Origin of the sequence: Gluconobacter aidae (assembly GCF_009547075.1) — a bacterium.
Lineage (GTDB): Bacteria > Pseudomonadota > Alphaproteobacteria > Acetobacterales > Acetobacteraceae > Gluconobacter > Gluconobacter aidae.
The window spans coordinates 64,066-84,383 of record NZ_WIPH01000011.1 but is presented as its reverse complement, the minus strand read 5'-3'; the positions used below and the strand labels follow the sequence as shown (position 1 = coordinate 84,383).

Genomic DNA, 20,318 nt, shown 5'->3' with positions numbered 1-20,318 from the left:
TCAGCCGTTCAGGCGGAACACCTGCTGCGGAACGCCCGCGACATCCGTGCGGAAGGCGAACAGGGAACCGGCCTGCGGCTCTTTCGCCAGCGTCTCTGCGTCCAGTCCCTTGCGCGCGGTCGTCACGAAAACCGTTTTCAGGTCCTCGCCGCCAAAAGCGACTTTCGTGACATTCGTGACGGGCATGGGAATCGGGGGCAGTTCCGTACCATCCGGTCTGAAACGCGCCACACGGCCACCACCCCAGGTTCCACACCAGATAGCCCCTTCACTGTCGGTCACGATCCCGTCGGGATAGCCGTGCTCCAGCCGGGCGAAGACACGCTCATTGGCGAGATCGCCATCCGCTTTGATGTCAAAGGCGTAGATCGTCTGTTCCGGGCTGTCGCAGACATACAGCACCTTGCCGCACGGGGAGACGGCGGGCCCGTTGGAGACGGTATAGCCTTCGTCGTGATGGGTGATGTTCAGCCCCCTGCCGTCGTGAACGACGCGATAGATCGAGCCGGAAGGGTTTTCCTCGCCATCGTCCATGGTACCGAACCAGACACGCCCCTGCGGATCGACACAGCCATCATTGAGCCGGTTGCGGGGCTTCTCGGCTTCCACGATCGTGTGCTCGGAGAAGCCGCCGGTACGTGGATCGAAACGGCGCAGGCCGTCCGGCATCCCGGCCAGAAATGTCCCGTCCGCGACAGGCAGCAGGAACGCCACGCGATCTGGCGCGGACCATGTCTGATGGGCGCCGCTGGCGGGTGTGAAGCGATGGATCTTCGCTTCGGGGATATCCACGAAATACAGGCTTTTTTCGCCCTCAATCCAGACAGGCCCCTCCCCCAGCGTCGCGCGCAGATCGAGAATGCATTCGGGCTGGTGAAGCGGGATGCTGGTCATGGTTCCTCCTGATGGAAACGAAAGTCCGGAGCGGGTTTGTCCTCGACAACGCGGGACGAGCCGTTACGTTCTGTGGCGAAGACTATCAGGAGCGGACAGATGCTTCAAAAAACTGCCTGTTTTCTCGTCATCGGCAACGAGATCCTCTCGGGACGCACGCAGGACGCCAACACGCGGGTTCTGGCCCAGGCACTCAATGCGCAGGGCATCCGGCTTATGGAAGTCCGGGTCATTCCCGACATCGAAGACCGGATCGTGCGGACGGTCCGCGAATGCAGCGCGGCATTCGACCTCGTTTTCACGTCAGGCGGCATCGGACCAACGCATGACGACATCACGGCCGAATGCGTCGCCACCGCGATGGGGGCACCGCTGGTCCGGCACGAGGAGAGCTTCCGCCTGCTGGAAGCCGCGCTGGGTGCGGATCGCTTCAACGCGGCCCGGCAGCGCATGGCCTATCTGCCGGAAGGCTCCACGCCAATCCTCAACACGGTGTCCGTGGCGCCCGGCTTCAGCATCGGCAATGTCCATGTCATGGCCGGCGTTCCGTCGATCTTTGCCTCGATGGTCGCGTGGCTGGTGCCGCAACTGGAGAAGGGCGCGCCGCTCGTTTCCGCAAGCTGGCATGCCGCAGGGCTGAAGGAAGGGGATTTCGCCGCCGATCTGGCGACATTGCAGAAAACATTTCCAACGGTCGATCTCGGGTCCTATCCCTACCATCTGCCGGACGGCGCAAGCGGTGTGGCGCTGGTCGCCAAGGGCTATGACGGGGATCTGGTCGGGAAAGCGGCACTGGCGCTGCACGATCTCATCATGGCGCATGGACGCGAACCGCTGGCCGGGGAAGCCGCGCACAAGCAGCCCGCCTGAAAAAACAAAAGCCGCTGCGGGAAAGCAGCGGCTTTTGAAGGCTTCCTCAGTGCAGAGGCGTGCGGGTCATGGACAGGAACTTGTCCCGGCGTTTCTGGATCAGTGCCGGTCCGGTAAGCCCCTGAAGGGAAACAAGCTCTTCGGCAATCGCATTCCCGACGGCCTTGACGGCTTCTTCCGGAGCGCGCTGAGCGCCTCCGAGGGGCTCCGGAATGATACGATCGATCACGCCGAGGGACTGAAGATCCTGTGCGGTCAGCTTGAGCGCCTCGGCCGCTGCCGGAGCCAGCTTCGGATCGCGCCACAGGATGGACGCTGCCGCTTCCGGTGAAATCACGGAATAGATCGAGTGCTCGAGCATCAGGATGCGGTCGCCCGCACCGATGGCGATGGCTCCTCCGGAACCGCCCTCACCGATCACGGTCACGACCAGAGGCACGGGCGCCTTGAGACAGACATCGATCGACTTCGCAATGGCCTGGGCCTGTCCGCGCGCTTCAGCGTCGATTCCGGGCCAGGCGCCGGCGGTGTCGATGAAGCTCAGGACCGGCAGGCCGAAACGTCCGGCCATTTCGATCAGGCGCTGCGCCTTGCGGTAGCCCTCGGGGCGGGCCATGCCGAAATTGTGCTTCAGGCGCGTTTCGGTATCGTGTCCACGCTCGGTTCCGACAACGACAACCGGTTCCCCACGGAAACGGGCCAGACCACCGATCATGGCGTCATCGTCACCGAAGGCGCGGTCGCCGGCCAGCGGCGTGTAGTCCGTGGTCAGCAGACGCACATAGTCCAGCGCCTTGGGGCGCTGGGCGTGACGGGCCACCTGCACTTTCTGCAGCGGCGTCAGCTTGGCATAGGTCGAGCGGAGCTGCTTGTCGGCCTTCTCGGACAGACGGGCAATCTCGTCATCGATATTGATGCCGCTGGTGCCCGAGTCCTTGCCCTGGCTGCCCATCTGGCGGAGTTCGTCGATCTTGGTCTCGAGTTCGGCGACCGACTTCTCGAAATCTAGGAATTGGCGCATGGCCAGCCCGATAGCACGCCTGCGCGTCCGGAAACAGTCCCCCGGAGACACTCCCTGCACATGCGGAATGATCGGTTCAGTCCGCATCGACCGGGGCCCCGGCCTTCCGTGCCAGCGGATGATGCGCCGCCACGGCCTGTCGCAGGCGCTCGGACATGACCTGCGTATAGATCTGCGTGGTGGCGATATCGGCATGACCCAGCAGCATCTGGAGCGCCCTCAGATCGGCCCCGTGCGCCAGAAGATGGCTGGCGAACGAATGTCGCAGGACGTGGGGGCTGACGCGGTCCGGATCGAGCCCCGCTTTCAGGGCGCAGGCGAGCAGGATCTTGTCGAATCCCTGTCGCGTGAGATGTTTCTGTGGATCGCGTCCGGGAAAAAGCCACGGACTGCCGAGATCGCGATCGAGATGCACGAGTTGATCCGCCGCCTCCCGCGCACTCCGGGACAAAGGCACCAGTCGTTCCCGCCCGCCTTTCCCGCGCACCAGCAGCATCGGTCCGCGGACATGCACGCAGGTTGCCGGCAGGGCCAGCAGTTCGGAGATGCGCAGACCAGTTGTGTAGAGCAGTTCCAGCGCGGCGCGGGAGACGATATCCCGACGCTCGTTTTCATGGCCGCGCGTGCCGGTTTCCAGCAAAAGGCGGATTTCATCCTCGTCCAGCGGTCTGGGAAGGGACGATACGATTTTGGGAGCCTGCTGCCGCTCGGTCGGATCGTCCTCACGTACCGACTCGAGCATCAGAAAACGATAGAACTGGCGCAGGCAGGACAGGCGTCGGGCCGCCGTCCGCGCGGCCAGTCCCGCACGGGACAGTTCCGCCAGATAGGACCGGACATCCTCTCCCCGCGCTTCGGAGAGAGAGAGCGGCGCACAGTGGGTTGCGAAATCAGCGAGGTCCGAAGCGTAAGCCTGACGGGTTTTCAGCGCCGCGCCGCGCTCGGCGGCAAGCATCTCCAGAAAAGCCTCGACATGCCTGCTGTCCCCCTGGACGTCACCGTCGCGCGCCATGAGGAACGGATCAGTGCGCGGGAGCCGGTGCGGCCGAAGCAGCAGGCATGGGCTGGGCCGGCGCTGCCTTGGGAGCCGGCATCGTCGGCAACGGTGTGGAAGGCGTCAACTGGGCGGCGGCAGGGGCAGCCGAAACAGCCGCGACGGGAGCGGAGGCCGGCCGGGCCGGCATTGGGCCGGATGCCGGCACGGGCGGCATGGCCGGGAGCGCGGCCTGCGGCGTCGCGGAGCCGGCGAACGCGCCTCCGGACAGATCCTTGTGAACCATGGTCTGGGCCGGCGGAGTGGCCGTCATGCCCAGACGCAGAAACGCTCCACCGGCGCCCAGAACAAGAAGGACGGCAACAGCCCCGCCGATCATCGGCAGGCGGAAAAGGGAACGATCAAGATTTGCCATTGAAAAAGGTCTCGAAGTGAGGGCAGGACGTGTTCCTTCTCCTATGATAGGTAGCAGGGCATGTCACGCCTGCCTTTTCCCCTTTCAGCCAAGCCGGAACCCTTTTTCTCCCCCGATGGCATGCCGTCACGCACGGTTGTGCTCGTTGGAATGATGGGGGTCGGCAAAACCACCATCGGACGGCGCCTTGCCCAGATCTGCGGACTGCCGTTCGTGGATGCCGATATCGAGATCGAAAGAGCGGCCGGCTGCTCGATTCCCGAAATCTTCGCCCGCCATGGCGAAGCATCGTTCCGGGACGGTGAACGCCGCGTCATCCAGCGACTCCTCGACGGGGCACCCTGTATTCTCGCCACAGGGGGAGGCGCGTGGATGGACGCACAGACCCGACGACTGGTCCGCCGCCATGCCGTTTCGATCTGGCTCCGCGCACCTGTCAGTGTGCTGGTCAGGCGGGTCGCCGGACGTGCGGGACGCCCCCTTCTGGCGCAGGGACGCCCGGAGGACGTTCTGGAGCGGCTGGTGGGGGTGCGTTACCCGGTCTACGCAGAGGCAGACATCATTATCGATTGTGGAGATGAAACCGTGGAAAATGGCGTGCAGCGGGTCCGGGAAGTTCTGGGCGAATACCGCAGACCTGTAACAGTGCACGTATCCCTCAGCCATCACAGCTACGACGTGCTGATCGGGCCGGACCTGATTTCACGCGCGGGCGCCTGGCTTGCATCCCATCTGCCGCAGAAGCGGGTGGCGGTCATTACCGATGATACCGTCGCTGAACTCCATCTACCCCGACTGCTGGCGTCCTTTGAGGAAACCGGAATCAGAGCGGATGTGATCTCGGTTTCCGGCGGGGAGGAGAGCAAATCCCTTGCCTGCTACGGGGATGTCATGAACCGGCTCCTGTCCACAGGTATCGAACGCAAGACAACAGTTGTTGCCCTGGGAGGCGGGGTCGTCGGCGATCTTGCGGGATTCGTCGCGGCCACCGCGTTGCGGGGCGTGCCCTTCGTGCAGATCCCGACAACCCTTCTGTCGCAGGTGGACAGCAGCGTAGGCGGCAAGACGGGTATCAATGCAACAGCAGGCAAAAACCTGATCGGTGCATTTCATCAGCCTGTTGCCGTTCTGGCGGACAGTTCGGCTCTTGCCACCCTGCCACGTCGCCAGCGCGTTGCCGGCTATGCCGAGATCGTCAAATCAGGTCTGATCGCCGATCCAGAACTCTTTGCCTGGTGTGAAACGCGCGGCGGTGACGTTCTTGACGGTGATCCTGAAGCCATGGCGGAAGCCGTGCGCCGTGCCTGTGCCTTCAAGGCCGCAGTCGTTGCGGCGGACGAAAAGGAACAGGCGGCAGTCGGCGGTCGCGCCCTGCTCAATCTGGGACACACTTTCGGTCATGCCCTTGAAGCAGACCTCGGCTATGACGGCCGTCTTTTGCATGGTGAGGCCGTGTCCATCGGTCTTCATCTGGCCATGGCACTGTCTGTGGAACTTGGTTATGCGCCTGTAGAGGACCTGCATCGACTGGACCGTCATCTGCGCAGTCTCGACATGCCGGTGAGTTTTGACTGGTTCCGGGAGTCGTTCTCCGCCGACACACTTCTGCACCACATGACTCGGGACAAGAAAATGCAGGACGGAAAGGTTGCTTTCGTTCTGCTGCGCGGGATCGGGAAGGCCTTCACGACCCGTGATATTCCTTCAGAAACAGTGCGTAATCTGCTTATCCGCGAAGGCTGCCGTCCGTGAGGAATGTTAAAATTCCGTCACATGGCAGCTAAATGCCTGTTTTGCTTCCATTTTTGCATATCTGATTTCTGCTCCAGCCTCTGGCTTCTGCTGGAACCATGAGCTAAGGCAACGGAGACGCGAGGCGTAGATCGTGAAGCGGGCGAAATGGATTGTGGCTTTTATGTCACTCCCTTTCCCCGAGTAGAGCCTGAAGACCCCGACTGGCTTTGTCGCGGGGAACTCTGGGCTCTATATGCGCTTATGCATCGCGCTGGGTCCGTTGGTGAAAGCATTTTCCAACGGCTCGAACGTTAGTCACTAAGAGGACGAAAACATGCGTCTCCGCACGGCACTCCTTGCCATGACGTCGATGGTCGCCGCACCGTCGCTTGCCATGGCCAGCACGATCACCGGCCCCTATGTCAACATCGGCGGTGGTTACAATCTGGTTCAGCAGCAGCACGGCTCCTTCTCGCCGACGACGCAGGCTGACGGCACGAGCAGCAACGCTGCCTCGAGCTCCCGCTACCGCCACCACGACGGCTTCACGGGCTTCGGTTCGTTCGGCTGGGGCTTCGGTAACGGCCTGCGCGTCGAAGTTGAGGGTCTGTACAACTACTCTCAGATCAACCACCGTCGTCCGACGGCTGTTAACGGCATGACCCACGGGTCCGACCAGGCTTATGGTGGCCTCGTCAACGTGCTGTATGACATCGATCTCGCCAACTTCGGCCTGAACGTCCCCGTCACGCCGTTCGTCGGTGTCGGCGCTGGCTATCTGTGGCAGCACTACAACCCGACCACGACCAACTACGTGAACGGCGCTGTTGACCGCATGGGCGGTACGCAGGGCAGCTTCGCGTATCAGGGCATCGTCGGTGCAGCCTACGACATCCCGAACGTTCCGGGTCTGGCCGTCACGACCGAATACCGTTTCATCGGTCAGGACTTCGTCAACGGTCCGTATCGTTCCACGGCCTACAACGCTTCCGGCGTTCACAAGGGCAACGTGAACTTCGACCAGCGCTTCTCGCACCAGTTCATCCTGGGCCTGCGCTATGCCTTCGACACGGCTCCCCCGCCGCCGCCGCCGGCTCCGGTCGTTGTTCCGCCGGCTCCGACCCCGGCCCGCACGTATCTCGTGTTCTTCGACTGGGACAAGTCTAACCTGACGGGCCGCGCCCGTGAGATCGTTGCCCAGGCAGCCCAGGCTTCCACGCACGTCCAGACGACGCGCATCGAAGTCAACGGCTACACGGATAACTCTGCTGCTCACCCGGGTCCCCGCGGCGAGAAGTACAACCTGGGTCTGTCCAACCGTCGCGCTGCCAGCGTGAAGGCTGAGCTGATCCGTGACGGCGTCCCGGCGGCTGCCATCGACATCCACGGCTATGGCGAGTCCAAGCCGCTGGTTCCGACCGGCCCGAACACCCGCGAGCCGCAGAACCGTCGCGTCGAGATCATCCTGAAGTAATTCAGACATGATCTGACGCCGGGGTCTTCGACTTCGGTTTCGAGAAAGGCGTCCTTCGGGGCGCCTTTTTCTTTTGGCAGCCACCATGCCGGAAACGAAACTCTCCTTGCGGCTGGCTTTCCCTACGGGCTAGAGCGGGCGCATCCCGACACCCCGGAGACATGCTCCTTGCCACTCAGTCGCATTTTCCATCCGCGCACCCGGCCGGAAATCATCGATCAGTTCCTGCGTTTCGGGGCGGTGGGCGGTCTCGGGTTTCTGATGGACTGGGGAACAGTGTCGCTGCTCCGGACGCCTCTGGGACTGACCACGGCAACCCTGATCGCCTATTTCGTGGCGGCGACCGCAAACTGGTTCCTCAACCGGTTCTGGACTTTCCGCCTCTCGGCAGCCTCAAACCAGCACATGGTCCTGCAATGGCTGCGATTCCTGCTGGCCAATTCATTCGGATTTCTTCTCAACCGCGGCATGGTCTTCCTGCTGTACGCGACGGTTCCGCTGACCGTTCGTCATCCGGTGATTGCACTTGCCGCAGGGGCTCTGTGCGGCATGATCGCCAATTTCAATCTTTCGCGACGTCTCGTCTTCCGGGCGCAGACTGACGTCACAATGCTGGAAGCCACCTCGAGCCCGTCCGGTCTTCCCGACGACAGCACCGGACCTCATGGCCGCAATGACTGAGGGCCGCATTTCCAAGGCGGCCACAATAGTCTAAGGACAGACAGATTATTTCCCTGTTTTCCCGGAACTGACACTCCCTCATCATGACCAGCACCAACGATATCAGATCGGCCTTTCTCGAATACTTTGGTTCGCAGGGCCACCGCATCGTTCCTTCGGCATCCCTGGTGCCGCAGAACGACCCGACACTGCTGTTCACCAATGCTGGCATGGTGCCGTTCAAGAACGTTTTCACCGGTCAGGAAACACGTCCCTACTCCCGCGCCACCACGGCACAGAAGGTCGTGCGCGCGGGTGGCAAGCATAACGATCTCGACAATGTCGGGTACACGGCGCGCCATCACACGTTCTTTGAAATGATGGGTAATTTCAGCTTCGGGGATTACTTCAAGCCTGAAGCCATCGAATTCGCCTGGACGCTGCTGACGCGCGATTTCGGTCTTCCGAAAGACAGGCTGCTCGCTACCGTCTATGCGGAAGACGAGGATGCTGCGGATCTGTGGAAGAAGATCGCCGGCCTGTCCGACGACCGGATCATCCGCATCGGCACCTCCGACAATTTCTGGCGCATGGGTGATACGGGCCCGTGTGGTCCGTGCTCCGAGATCTTCTACGATCATGGCGACAGTGTATTCGGTGGTCCTCCGGGAAGTCCGGATGAGGACGGTGACCGCTTCGTCGAAATCTGGAACCTCGTGTTCATGCAGTTCCTCGACCAGCCGGATGGCTCGCGCGATGCCCTGCCCCGCCCGTCGATCGACACGGGCATGGGTCTGGAGCGTTTTGCCGCGATCATGCAGGGCAAGCGTGACAACTACGACACCGATACGATGCGCGCGCTGATCGAGGCTTCGGCCGAAATCATGCACCAGAACGCCGATGGCCCGTTCAAGGCCAGCCATCGCGTTGTGGCCGATCATCTGCGCTCTACCGCATTCCTGATCGCTGATGGCGTGCTGCCGTCCAAGGAAGGGCGCGGCTATGTGCTGCGCCGCATCATGCGCCGCGCCATGCGTCATCTGCACATCATGGGCGCGAAGGAACCGGTATTCTATCGCCTCCTTCCCGCGCTGATCCAGCAGATGGGCGCGGCCTATCCGGAACTCGTCCAGCATCAGGCCCTGATTGCACAGACGATGAAGGGCGAGGAAGAACGCTTCACCGCTCTGCTGGAGCGTGGTCTGACTCTGCTCTCCGACGAACTGGACCGTCTCGGCGACAAGGAAGCCCTTCCGGGTGACGTGGCGTTCAAGCTCTATGACACGTTCGGTTTCCCGCTGGATCTGACGCAGGATGCTCTGCGTGAGAAGGGCCGCACGGTGGATGAGGCCGGTTTCGAGACCGCCATGGCCGAGCAGCGCAAGCGTGCGCGTGCGGCCTGGGTCGGCTCGGGCGATGCCGCGGCTGAAACGGTGTGGTTCGACGCACGCGACAAACATGGCCCGAGCGAGTTCCTCGGTTATGTGTCCGAAAAGGCCGATGCGGAAGTCCAGGGGATCTTTCGAGGCAATGACGAACTTGCCGAGGCGCGGGCTGGTGACGACACTGTTGCGATCCTGCTGAACCAGACGCCGTTCTATGGCGAAAGCGGCGGTCAGGTCGGCGATCACGGGACGCTGACGGCTCCGGGCGTGCGCGTTGAGATCACCGATACGCAGAAGCGCAATGGCGATCTGATCGTGCATTACGGCAAGGTCGTCGAAGGCACACTGAAGCCAGGCATGGCGGTTCATGCCGAGATCGATCACGCGCGTCGCACGGCGGTGCGTGGCCATCACTCCGCCACCCACCTGCTGCATGAGGCCCTGCGTCGGCAGATCGGCACGCATGTCACGCAGAAAGGCAGCCTGAATGCGCCGGAGCGTCTGCGCTTCGATATCAGCCAGCCGCGTCCGCTGACGGATGAGGAACTGGCGGCGGTCGAGGCCGAGGTCAACGCCCGCATCCGCGAGAATGCCCCGGTCGAAACGCATCTGATGACGCAGGACGAAGCCGTGGCGGAAGGCGCCATGGCGCTGTTCGGCGAGAAGTACGGCGATGAGGTCCGCGTGGTGTCGATGGGCAAGGGCGACGATGATCGCCCGGCCTATTCCATCGAGCTTTGCGGTGGCACGCATGTCGGGCGCGTTGGTGAGATCGGGCCGTTCCGGATCGTCTCGGAAAGCGGCGTCTCGGCTGGCGTGCGTCGGATCGAGGCTGTCTGTGGTCTGGCTGCCGAAGCACTGGCGCTGGAAACCGAGGGCCGTCTGAAGCAGATTGCGGATCTGCTCAAGGTTCCGGTCGCTGATGCCGCCTCCCGCGTGGCGGCACTTCTGGAAGAACGCAAGTCCCTGACAGCTCAGGTCTCCGATCTTCAGCGCAAACTCGCGACCGGCGAAGGCACGAGTGCCACGGAAAGCATCAATGGCATCACACTTTCGGCGCGTGATCTGGGTGATGTCAGCCCGAAGGAACTCAAGGGTCTGGCAGAGAGCATTTCCAGACAGATCGGGTCCGGCGTCGTGGCGCTGATGTCCAGTGCGGATGGCCGCGGCAGCATCGTGATCGCCGTGACCAGGGACCTGACGGACCGTCTGGATGCGGTCAAGCTGGTGCGCGACGCTTCGGCCCTGATGGGTGGCAAGGGCGGTGGTGGCCGTCCGGACATGGCGCAGGCCGGTGGTCCGGATGCGGACTCGGAGGCGGTATTTGCAATGCTGCGCAAGACACTGGAAGCCGCATAAGAAAACACGTCATGGTATGTCAGGGCGGTTACAAAGCATGGGTTGACCGAAATCATGCTTTACCTGTCCTGACAAAGCCTTCTAACTGCCCGGTAGTTCAAGATGAAGGAGAACACCATGGCCTGTGGTCGTGATACTCTGGCGAAACTGCTGGGCGGCGTCCGGAAATTCGAAACGGACGTCTATCCGGAGAATGCGGAACTGTTCGAGAGTCTGGCCTCCAGCCAGTCTCCGTCCACCCTGTTCATTACCTGCGCCGACAGCCGGATCAGCCCCAGTCTCATTACCCAGACGGAGCCTGGCGAACTCTTCATCGTGCGCAATGTCGGCAACATCGTGCCGGCCTATGGCGAGATGCTGGGTGGGGTGTCGTCCGCCATTGAATACGCGGTTGGCGCACTCAAGGTGAAGAACGTCATCATCTGCGGTCACTCCAACTGTGGCGCCATGGGCGCGCTGATGGATCTGAACTCGCCGAAGCTGGACAATCTGCCGACGGTCAAGAGCTGGATGCGTCATGGTGAAGCCGCGCGCGCGGCCCTGGGCGATCTGAAGGCCGAGGATGCAGGGCCGGAAGACATCCGCTCCCTCGCCGAATACAACGTGCTGCTTCAGCTCGTGCATCTGCGGACGCATCCCACCGTCGTCCGGGCGCTGGCACAGGGTGTCCTGAAGCTTCAGGGCTGGTTCTACGACATTCCCAAAGGTGAGATCCTCATTCTCGACGAGAGCACGCGCAAGACGCGCACGGTTGAAAGCGTGCTTGAAGAAATAGGCACCACCGAAGGACAGGCAGCCTGAAACAGGCAGTTGCCTCCATGCTGGCCGGGCTTATTTTTGCCGCCAGCACAGGTTTTTCTTCTGCCCATACGGTTAAACTCTCGACCTGGAACATGGACTGGCTGACGCTGCGCCCGTCTGGAGATCCGGCTTTGCCGGATGATGTTCCAGGCGGTGAGCACCGCGATTTTTCGAAACTCGCGGCCTATGCCCGGCATCTGAACCCGGATATCGTAGCATTTGAGGAAGTGGACGGCCCCCTCGCCGCATCCCGCGTGTTCAGTTCCAGGACCTATCAGATCATCCTGACGCCAGACCCAGTGGTTCAGCGGGTGGGCGTGGCCGTGCGTCGCGATCTGCGCGTGACGGTCAATGATGAAGTCTCCGACCTGAACGTCGCGCGCCCGGACGCTCCACACCAGTTACGGGGGGGGCTGGATGTGAGCATCAGCGACGGTCAGGCGACCCTTCGTCTTCTGGTGGTCCATCTCAAGACGGGATGCTGGGACCAGCCTCTGAACCAGCGTCAGCATTCCTGCCCGACACTGTATAAACAGGTCCGCATCGTGCAGGACTGGATGCTGGAGCGGCAGGATGAAGGCGAGCCCTATGCGGTTCTGGGTGACTTCAACCGCCGTCTGACGCTGCACGATCCTCTGATGCGACAGATCGAGGCCGAAACGCCCGTTACGCTCACGACGGCAGGCAAGGCCAGTCCCTGCTGGGGCGGGGAATATTTCATTGATCATATTCTGCTGGGAAATGCCGCTCGGGACTGGCTGGTGCCAGACAGCCTGCGGGTCATGACCTACAGGAATGATACGGTGCCTGCCGGACTGTCAGATCACTGTCCGGTTTCGGTCCGGCTTGAAATGCCCTGACGGCACGTTGCGGGGCCGGATATTCCGGTCCATGAAAGAGCCCCCTTTCCGCTATCTCGTCCGGAGCGTCAGATGTTCCCTTCCCCGTCAGAATGGCCTGTAACGCTTCTGAAACCCGACGTCGTCGTGCAGGTTGCGCGTTCCATGCCGATGCTGTCTCCGGATCTCGAAACCCGCGTGGCGTCGCACTGGGATGCAGCACTTGCGATACATCCCACGCTGTATAACGGCCGCGTTTTCTGTGCGGATGTCATCGGGCCTGACGCCATCAGCGGTCACTGGTCCGAATACCGCCGGGTTCTCGCCCAGATGCGAGAGCCGGATCTTTATGGTCCGCAAACGCTGCGTCCGCTGGCGGTTGTGGGGCTGCTGCGGACCCCGGACGGGATCGTGATCGGACAGCGGTCCGAACACTCCATCTATCTTCCCGGATACTGGCAGGGTGCTCCGGCGGGCAATGTGGAAAGCCGCGCGGGCGAGGCGGAGATCGATCTGGCGGCCCAGCTTCTGGCGGAATGTCACGAGGAACTGGGTCTGACGGAAGCGGATGCTCAGGTCGGGGGCTGCCTTCTGGCCTGCGAACATCCCCGGACGCATATCGTGGATATCGGAATGGATCTTACCACCATACTGGATTTCGAAGCCCTGAAGGAGCGTTGCCGCCGTCTTGGCAATGCGGAATATCAGGCGCTGAAACTGCTTCAGCCTGATACGGAACTGCCCGGACGGCTCGTCCCCACCCTGTCTGCCATGCTGGAGCACACCCGATGACCTACCATATTCTCGATGCCCCGGCCCTGCGGGGGTGGCTGGCTCAGCACCATGACCTCTCAGAGCGTCTGGGCGGCGCGGCTGCCGACTGGGACATTCGCGAGGTCAGTGACGGCAATCTCAATACGGTGTTCCTGGTGAATGGTCCGGCGGGAGCATTGTGCTGCAAGCAGGCGCTCCCCCATGTGCGCGTGGTGCCGGACTGGCCGATGCCTCTGGAGCGCGCCCTTTATGAGTCGCGCTACATGCAGGCCGTCGCCCCTGCGGTTGCGGGGCTGATGCCGGAGCTTTTCGCTTATGATGCGAACCTGTTCCTGCTCGTCATGGAATGCCTGACGGACCATGACGTGCTGCGTTCGGCCCTGATCGCGGATCAGGCCGCTCCGGGGTTTTCCGCCGTGATCGGGTCATATGTCGCCCGCACCGTGCAGGCGACGGGCTGGGTCAGTCAGCCCTTTGAGACCGGCGCGCATCTGCTGGAACAGTTTTCCGGCAATACCGCCCTCACCCGCATTACGGTCGACCTGATCCTGACGGACCCGTATCGTGTCTGCGACCGCAATCCGGAGCCGGAAGCAGGTCTGCGAAATGATGTGAAGGCGCTCCAGACCGACCAGATCCTGCATCAGGCCGTCGGATGGCTTCAGGACCGCTTTCTGACAACCCGGCAGGCCCTGCTGCACGGGGACCTGCACACGGGCTCCATCATGCTGGATGGCACGGATGTGCGGGTCATTGACGGTGAGTTCGCAACGATGGGTCCCATCGGCTTTGACTGCGGGCTTTATCTGGGCAATCTGGCGCTGCATCTTTGCGCGGCCCCGCACAAGATGGCTGCGCTTCGGGCAGAGATGCTGGCCTTCTGGCAGAAGTTTTCCGAAGAACTGCGAACCGGCCTTCGGGCAGGCTGCGGAGATATGTGGGCGCTGTCCGGCCCCGATACCCGACCAGCCCTCATCGAAACCTTCCTGAGCGAAATCCTGCGCGATACGGCCGGGTTCTGCGGACTGGAGATAATCCGCCGGACCGTCGGATTTGCTCAGGTGGCGGATTATGGTCTCTGCACCACGGAACAGGAGCGTCTGCTCGCACGACAGAAGGCGCTTCAGATCGGGCGTACGCTGATTGTCGAAGGCGCATCGCTCCGATCCTTCGACAGCGTTCTTTCCCTGATGGGGCTGTAAGAAAAACCCCGCTCCTTGCAGAGCGGGGTTTTTCCGTTTCAGACCGAGGCCATGCCGATCTGCTTGATGTCATGGAACTCCAGATCGGGGTTCATCTCAATGGTCCGGCGCATCATGAAGGATGATGTTGCGAGGAAAACCGGATCGCCGTCCAGATCGTCGGCCATGGCGGAACGGTTCAGATCCTGAAACGCCTCGATCTTGGCGCGGTCGCCGGTGATCCAGCGGGCCAGAGAATAGGGCGTGCTCTCGAAGCCGATGGCCACGCCGTACTCACCCTGAAGCCGGGACTGGAGCACGTCGAGCTGAAGCGTCCCGACCACGCCCACAATCGGCGACAGACCGTCCTGCGGGCGGAAGAGCTGGACGACGCCCTCCTCCGCCAGTTCCACAAGAGCCTGACGGAGCTTCTTGGCCTTCATCGCGTCATCAAGGCGGACACGACGCAGGATCTCAGGCGCAAAGTGCGGCACGCCAGTGAAACGCAGATCTTCATTCTCGCTCAGCGTGTCGCCAATCCGCAATGTCCCGTGGTTCGGAATCCCCACGACGTCTCCACCGAATGCTTCTTCGGCAAGCTGGCGGTCACGGGCGAAGAAGAACTGTGGCGTGTGCAGGGCGAACTGCTTGCCGGTGCGGACATGTTTGAGGCGCATCCCACGGGTCAGACGGCCGGAGCAGACGCGGGCAAACGCCATGCGGTCGCGGTGGTTGGGGTCCATGTTGGCCTGGATCTTGAACACCAGCGCGGTGACCTGATCCTCGCTGGCCTTCACTTCCCGGGTCTCGGTCTGCTGGGCGCGCGGGGCCGGGCCATAGGCGACGAGCGCATCGAGCAGATCCGTGACGCCGATTTCCTTCATGGCCGAGCCGAAAAACACCGGGGAGAGATGACCGGCATCGAAGGATTCCCGGTCGAACTCGGGCAGTGCCGCTTCGGCAAGCTCGACTTCCTCGCGCATCTGAATGATGCGGGGATCGTCCTCGCCGACAGGTTCCTTGGTGTGCACTTCCTTCGTGCGCAGGTCGTAAGTACCGATGAACTTTGCGGCTCGCCCGATCGGCCAGGTCGCCGGGGACGTATCGAGGGCCAGCGTGCTGGCGATCTCGTCGAGCAGCGCGAAACAGTCCTGCGCCTCACGGTCCATCTTGTTGATGAAGGTGACGATGGGAATGTCACGCAGACGGCAGATCTCGAACAGCTTGCGCGTCCGGTCCTCGATGCCCTTGGCCGCGTCAATCACCATGACCGCGCAGTCCACGGCCGTCAGGGTACGGTAGGTATCTTCGGAGAAGTCTTCATGACCCGGCGTGTCGAGCAGGTTGAAGACGCAGTCGCCGTATTCGAAGGTCATGACCGAGGTCACGACGGAAATGCCACGGTCGCGCTCGATACCCATCCAGTCGGATTTGGTCCGACGGCGCTCGCCCTTGGCGCGGACATTGCCTGCCATCTGGATGGCACCACCGGCACGCAGGATACGCTCGGTCAGGGTCGTTTTACCGGCATCCGGATGGGAAATGATGGCAAAGGTACGCCGACGGGCGATCTCGCGGCTGATTTCCGCGCTGGGGGCTTCGGACATGGGAACTCCGATGGGAACGGGACGCCCGAAACCGCGCCAGAACGTCGCAAACCGACACTGGCCGCGCATCCGGGCGGTGGGCCTGAAAACAGGAAGCGCCGGACGGGAGACCCGCCCGGCGCTTTCCGGTCGCTTTCTGATCCGGGCCGCAGGGCCCGGGATCGGATTAGCGGGAGTAGAACTCGACGACCAGGTTCGGTTCCATCTGCACCGGGTACGGCACATCGGAGAGAACCGGGGTCCGCAGGAACGTGCCCTTCATCTGGCGATGATCGACTTCGACGTATTCCGGCGTGTCGCGCTCACCTGTCTGCACAGCGTCGAGCACGATGGCGAGCTGCTTGGAGGAGTCACGAACCTCGATGACGTCACCTTCCTTCACGAGGTAGGACGGGATGTTCACCTTCTTGCCGTTGACCGTGACGTGGCCGTGGCTGATGAACTGACGCGAAGCGAACGGCGTGATCGCGAACTTCAGACGGTACACGACGGCATCCAGACGACGCTCGAGCAGACCGATCAGGTTCTCGGACGTATCACCCTTGCGACGGACGGCTTCGTCATAATATTTGCGGAACTGCTTCTCGCTGATGTTGCCGTAGTAGCCCTTGAGCTTCTGCTTGGCCATCAGCTGGATGGAGAAGTCGGACGGCTTCTGCTTGCGGCGCTGACCGTGCTGGCCGGGGCCATATTCGCGACGGTTGACCGGGGACTTGGCACGGCCCCACAGGTTGACGCCGAGGCGGCGATTGATCTTGTACTTGCTCTCAAGACGCTTGGACATGGGTTGACCCCTGTACTCATCAGAACCGCCCCATGCTGCATGGCGGTCCGTTTTGTTGTGCCGGTAGGCCCTTCCCCGGATTGGAAAGGACGGGCGCGTACCCAGATGCCGGGCCGACGGGACGCAGAATCCCGCACTGATGGTCCGGCCGGTCCGTCCACGTTTCCGGCTGTGCCGTCGCGCCTACAGGAGTCCCCGGTCGGGGTCAATCAAAACCTGCTTGCGAGCCCTGTGATTTTCTTGCAATGGGGGTTCGGAAAATGCGCAACCACTTTATGTCCTGCTGCGCTAACGGTCCGGAACTCCCCCTGTGCTTCTGAAGAAGTGCTCCTTGGGGGAGCAACACGCTTTTTCGAGTTTCCTGTATGAAAATCTATCGCTTCAACCCCAAGGCCGGCCGTATCGGCGAAGGCTCCCTCGAAGGACTGGTCCAGTCCCTTGACGCGCCGCTGCCCCCCAAGCCCGGGGAAAGCGTCATCAAGCGTGCCTTCAAGAGATTTGGCCTCGCCCAGATGCACATGTCCCATCTGGTGATCGATGACCGCACGATCTATCTGCGTGGCAAGGCGGAAAGCGCCAAGGAACGTGACCAGATGATCCTGGCGGCTGGCAACGTCGCGGGCGTTTCCGCGGTCGAGGCCGAGATTGCCGTGCCACCCGGCACGCCCGATCCGGAGTTTCTGGAGATCAAGACCAGCAAGACTCTGGACGAGGTCGCCCAGAAGCTGCCGCAGGATGTCACGGGTGATGAGCTGCTTGATGCAAATCAACCGCTTGTCACATCCAAGGATGACATTTATCCGGGTCAGACCATCCGACTGCCAACCGAGAGCTGATGTGTTCGTCGTGGCTCCTCCGAGAGAGGGGGCCACGACCGCGTTTCACGATCCGGCACTGGCAGGACGATTCCGACCTCCATTCCCGGAATTCTCCTTATGGACTCCATCGAACCTCTCGACGTCGAACGGGTACGCCCGCCCCACGGTGTCGGACCGGCCATGCTGTCCCTCATGCTGGCGACATTCACCATCGGCACCGGCGAATTCGCCATGATGGGGCTGCTGCCGGAATTTTCCCGTTCCCTGAACATCACCATTTCGCAGGCAAGCTGGGCGATTTCGGCCTATGCCATGGGCGTCGTCATCGGAGCCCCGCTGATTGCGGTCATGGGCGCACGCCTGCCGCGTCGAACTCTTCTGCTCTGCCTGTTATGTCTGTTCATCGCGGGCAACACTGGCAGCATTCTCATGCCCAGCTTTGCGGGCATCGAACTCATGCGCTTCATCACAGGGCTGCCTCACGGCGCTTTCTTTGGTGTTTCGGCCGTGATCGGCGCGTCGATGGTCGAGCGTGCCCGACGCGGACGGGCCGTCGGCCGCGTACTGTCGGGCATCATGATTTCGACCGTTATCGGATCTCCGCTCTCCACCTATGCCGCCAATCACGTGGGATGGCGCGTGGCCTATGGCACGATCGCGGCTCTGGGCGCCGTATGCTTTGTGGGGATCTGGTTCTTCGCACCACGCGACAGGCCGCATCCGGGCGCAACCGCATTAACCGAACTCGGCGCCTTCAAGCGCCCGCAGGTTCTGCTGACGCTGCTGACCAGTGCGGTCGGATTTGGCGGGCTGTTCGGGATCTACACCTTCCTGACGACTGGCCTGACGCAGGTGACGCATCTGCCGGGCTGGCTGGTGGCTGTCTATCAGGTCGTGTGGGGACTGGGCATGGTCGCAGGCAATGCGTTTGGCGGAGCCATGGTTGACCGCAGCATCGACCGGACGGTGATCGTCTCTTTGACGGGAAGCATTGTTTTCATGCTGGGGTTCTGGCTGCTGCTGCCCTCGCCCTACGCCATGCTGCCGGTCACGTTTCTGGTTCCGGCCGGGATCATCATGCTTTCCCCTGCCCTCCAGACCCGCCTGATGGAAGTCGCGGGAGACGCACAGACCCTCGCTGCCTCGCTCAACCACTCGGCGTTCAATCTCGCCAACGCCTTCGGGGCATGGCTGGGGGCGGTGCTGGTCAGTTCAGGGCTCGGCCTGGGATCCGTTGGCTGGGGCGGCGCGCTGTTCTCGGCGCTGGGACTGGTGATCTACGGAGTTACGATGTGGCAGGCTCGGGCTTGCGCATCACGCGCAGCAGCCTGATCCCGAAGGCCACGCAGGTCGTGGCCAGCGCCAGCGCCATACCGATCCAGAGACCTTCCACCCCGACATGCTGGTGGAAGGCCAGCCACCCCCCGAAAACCAGTCCGACCAGCCCGTAGCTCGCTATAGCGATCAGCATGGGTGTAATGGCGTCGCCGCAGCCCCGCAGGGCACCGCTGAATACACATTGCAGGCCGTCTACGATCTGGTACAGCCCGGCGGTCCGCAGCAGGATGACCACGAGCGCCGTAGTCTCGGGATCGGGCGCGCGATTCGAAAAATACAGCGGCAGGATCTTTTCCGGCCAGATCAGCAGCAGCGAGGATGTCGCGAGGCTCCACATCAGGACGATTCCCGTGCCCGTCAGGGCTGCACGCCGGCTCTGATCCATCCGTCCCGCACCGCGCCAGTAAGCCACCCGGACATTGGTCGCCTGCCCGATGGCCAGACACACCATGAACAGCAGCGAACTGATATTCAGCGCCACCTGATGGGCGGCCAGACTGTGTGTCCCGAGTTCGCCAGCGCGCAGGCTGGTAATCTGGAACATCAGGATTTCGGCTGCCGCGCCCATCATCATCGGGCCACCCAGCTTCAGCAGATCCTTCATGACAGCCCACTGCACGGGCGCGGGCTTCAGCACCGCCCGGACGCGCTCGTGGGTCAGGCAGAGACCGAACAGGGCAAAACTGACGACCCAGCCTGTCAGGGTCGTGGCCGTTGCGGAACCATAAAGCCCCATGGCCGGAAGTCCCGCCCAGCCGTGGATCAGCGCCGCATTTGTCAGACCATTGCAGATCGCCATGGCGGGCATGATCCAGAGCAGCAGCGTCTCGGCACCCAGCGCCGGCAGCGCGACACGCAGCACCCCGATGATCGCCAGATCGGGCAGCAGCGACAGCAGCAGGATGTCGATGAAGCGGCTGCCATGCGTGATGACTTCCGCCGGTTCGCCGATGGAAGTGAAGATGGTTTTCGAAAATGCCAGCAGCAGGGCACACGGAATGAAAACCGCGATGGCGAGCGCGAGTGTCGCACTCATGACGCTGCGCCCGTCATGGGACATGCGGCCATGATCCTGAGCGCCGCGCCCATGTGACAGAAGCACCCCTGCCCCGCCGAGAACGGCCTGAAACGTCACCATCGTCGTGAAGAAGAACGTACTGGACAGACCGCCAATGGCGAGTTCCGTCACCCCGAGACCGCCGAGCAGAACCGTATCCGTCACCCCCATCGCCATTTCGGAGAGCTGCGACAGGGCAAGGGGCAGCGCAATCCGGACAAGCGCCAAAGCATGACTACGCGGGGTTGTCGGGTCGGACGGCGGATTGCTGGAAAGGGCACTGCTCATGGCCTTCCTATTACAGGCGTCAAAC

General features: G+C 62.3%; 18 protein-coding genes. 11 read left to right on the top strand and 7 right to left on the bottom strand.

Going from position 1 to position 20,318, the window contains the following annotated elements:
• Entirely contained in the window at positions 1-894 is an 894-nt protein-coding gene (locus tag GFJ39_RS07050) for an SMP-30/gluconolactonase/LRE family protein (protein WP_153430667.1), read from the bottom strand.
• 99 nt (positions 895-993) lie between these two features.
• Between GFJ39_RS07050 and GFJ39_RS07045 the strand changes: the two genes are divergently transcribed.
• Positions 994-1,764: a competence/damage-inducible protein A gene (locus GFJ39_RS07045; RefSeq protein WP_153430666.1), complete on the top strand. Its 771-nt coding sequence runs from the start codon at positions 994-996 to the stop codon at positions 1,762-1,764.
• A 46-nt stretch (positions 1,765-1,810) separates the two neighbouring features.
• Here GFJ39_RS07045 and GFJ39_RS07040 read toward each other — a convergent pair whose 3' ends face one another.
• From GFJ39_RS07040 to GFJ39_RS07030, 3 genes are all read right to left on the bottom strand, one after another.
• Entirely contained in the window at positions 1,811-2,785 is a 975-nt protein-coding gene (locus GFJ39_RS07040) for an acetyl-CoA carboxylase carboxyltransferase subunit alpha (RefSeq protein WP_153430674.1), read from the bottom strand.
• Positions 2,786-2,861: 76 nt separating this feature from the next.
• Positions 2,862-3,797: a tyrosine recombinase gene (locus GFJ39_RS07035; RefSeq protein ID WP_153430665.1), complete on the bottom strand. Its 936-nt coding sequence runs from the start codon at positions 3,795-3,797 to the stop codon at positions 2,862-2,864.
• 10 nt (positions 3,798-3,807) lie between these two features.
• A complete protein-coding gene (locus GFJ39_RS07030; RefSeq protein ID WP_153430664.1) occupies positions 3,808-4,194 on the bottom strand; it encodes a hypothetical protein in 387 nt (128 codons plus the stop codon).
• A 60-nt stretch (positions 4,195-4,254) separates the two neighbouring features.
• Between GFJ39_RS07030 and aroB the strand changes: the two genes are divergently transcribed.
• From aroB to mtnK, 8 genes are all read left to right on the top strand, one after another.
• On the top strand, positions 4,255-5,946 hold the full coding sequence (gene aroB, locus GFJ39_RS07025; RefSeq protein WP_153430663.1) for a 3-dehydroquinate synthase: 1,692 nt from the start codon (positions 4,255-4,257) through the stop codon (positions 5,944-5,946).
• A 316-nt stretch (positions 5,947-6,262) separates the two neighbouring features.
• A complete protein-coding gene (locus tag GFJ39_RS07020; RefSeq protein WP_153430662.1) occupies positions 6,263-7,402 on the top strand; it encodes an OmpA family protein in 1,140 nt (379 codons plus the stop codon).
• Between the two features lie 168 nt (positions 7,403-7,570).
• Positions 7,571-8,083 carry a GtrA family protein gene (locus GFJ39_RS07015; RefSeq protein WP_153430661.1) on the top strand — a complete coding sequence of 171 codons (513 nt, stop codon included), beginning with the start codon at positions 7,571-7,573 and terminating at the stop codon, positions 8,081-8,083.
• 83 nt (positions 8,084-8,166) lie between these two features.
• Complete coding sequence (alaS, locus tag GFJ39_RS07010; RefSeq protein ID WP_153430660.1) at positions 8,167-10,806, top strand: alanine--tRNA ligase; 2,640 nt, start codon at positions 8,167-8,169, stop codon at positions 10,804-10,806.
• Between the two features lie 117 nt (positions 10,807-10,923).
• Positions 10,924-11,607, top strand: coding sequence for a carbonic anhydrase (locus tag GFJ39_RS07005; RefSeq protein WP_153430673.1), 684 nt, complete (start codon positions 10,924-10,926; stop codon positions 11,605-11,607).
• A gap of 17 nt (positions 11,608-11,624) precedes the next feature.
• Positions 11,625-12,467, top strand: coding sequence for an endonuclease/exonuclease/phosphatase family protein (locus GFJ39_RS07000; RefSeq protein WP_153430659.1), 843 nt, complete (start codon positions 11,625-11,627; stop codon positions 12,465-12,467).
• Positions 12,468-12,539: 72 nt separating this feature from the next.
• A complete protein-coding gene (locus GFJ39_RS06995; protein ID WP_153430658.1) occupies positions 12,540-13,238 on the top strand; it encodes an NUDIX hydrolase in 699 nt (232 codons plus the stop codon).
• Positions 13,235-14,422 (top strand): S-methyl-5-thioribose kinase, encoded by a 1,188-nt coding sequence (gene mtnK, locus GFJ39_RS06990; RefSeq protein ID WP_153430657.1) that lies wholly within the window; start codon positions 13,235-13,237, stop codon positions 14,420-14,422. Before GFJ39_RS06995 ends, mtnK begins: the two co-directional genes overlap by 4 nt.
• Positions 14,423-14,460: 38 nt before the next feature.
• Here the strand turns inward: mtnK and GFJ39_RS06985 are convergent, their stop codons facing one another.
• Both GFJ39_RS06985 and rpsD read right to left on the bottom strand, forming a co-directional pair.
• On the bottom strand, positions 14,461-16,008 hold the full coding sequence (locus GFJ39_RS06985; RefSeq protein ID WP_153430656.1) for a peptide chain release factor 3: 1,548 nt from the start codon (positions 16,006-16,008) through the stop codon (positions 14,461-14,463).
• 166 nt (positions 16,009-16,174) lie between these two features.
• Positions 16,175-16,792: a 30S ribosomal protein S4 gene (gene rpsD, locus GFJ39_RS06980; protein WP_011253300.1), complete on the bottom strand. Its 618-nt coding sequence runs from the start codon at positions 16,790-16,792 to the stop codon at positions 16,175-16,177.
• A 365-nt stretch (positions 16,793-17,157) separates the two neighbouring features.
• On the opposite strand from rpsD, the gene GFJ39_RS06975 reads away from it, so the two are divergent.
• The gene (locus GFJ39_RS06975; RefSeq protein ID WP_153430655.1) at positions 17,158-17,628 is read left to right on the top strand and encodes a BON domain-containing protein; all 471 of its coding nucleotides are present in this window, start codon (positions 17,158-17,160) and stop codon (positions 17,626-17,628) included.
• A gap of 99 nt (positions 17,629-17,727) precedes the next feature.
• Positions 17,728-18,942: an MFS transporter gene (locus tag GFJ39_RS06970; protein ID WP_153430654.1), complete on the top strand. Its 1,215-nt coding sequence runs from the start codon at positions 17,728-17,730 to the stop codon at positions 18,940-18,942.
• Here GFJ39_RS06970 and GFJ39_RS06965 read toward each other — a convergent pair.
• Complete coding sequence (locus GFJ39_RS06965; RefSeq protein ID WP_153430653.1) at positions 18,896-20,293, bottom strand: MATE family efflux transporter; 1,398 nt, start codon at positions 20,291-20,293, stop codon at positions 18,896-18,898. The two genes, GFJ39_RS06970 and GFJ39_RS06965, sit on opposite strands and share 47 nt — an antisense overlap.
• Positions 20,294-20,318: the final 25 nt, after the last annotated feature.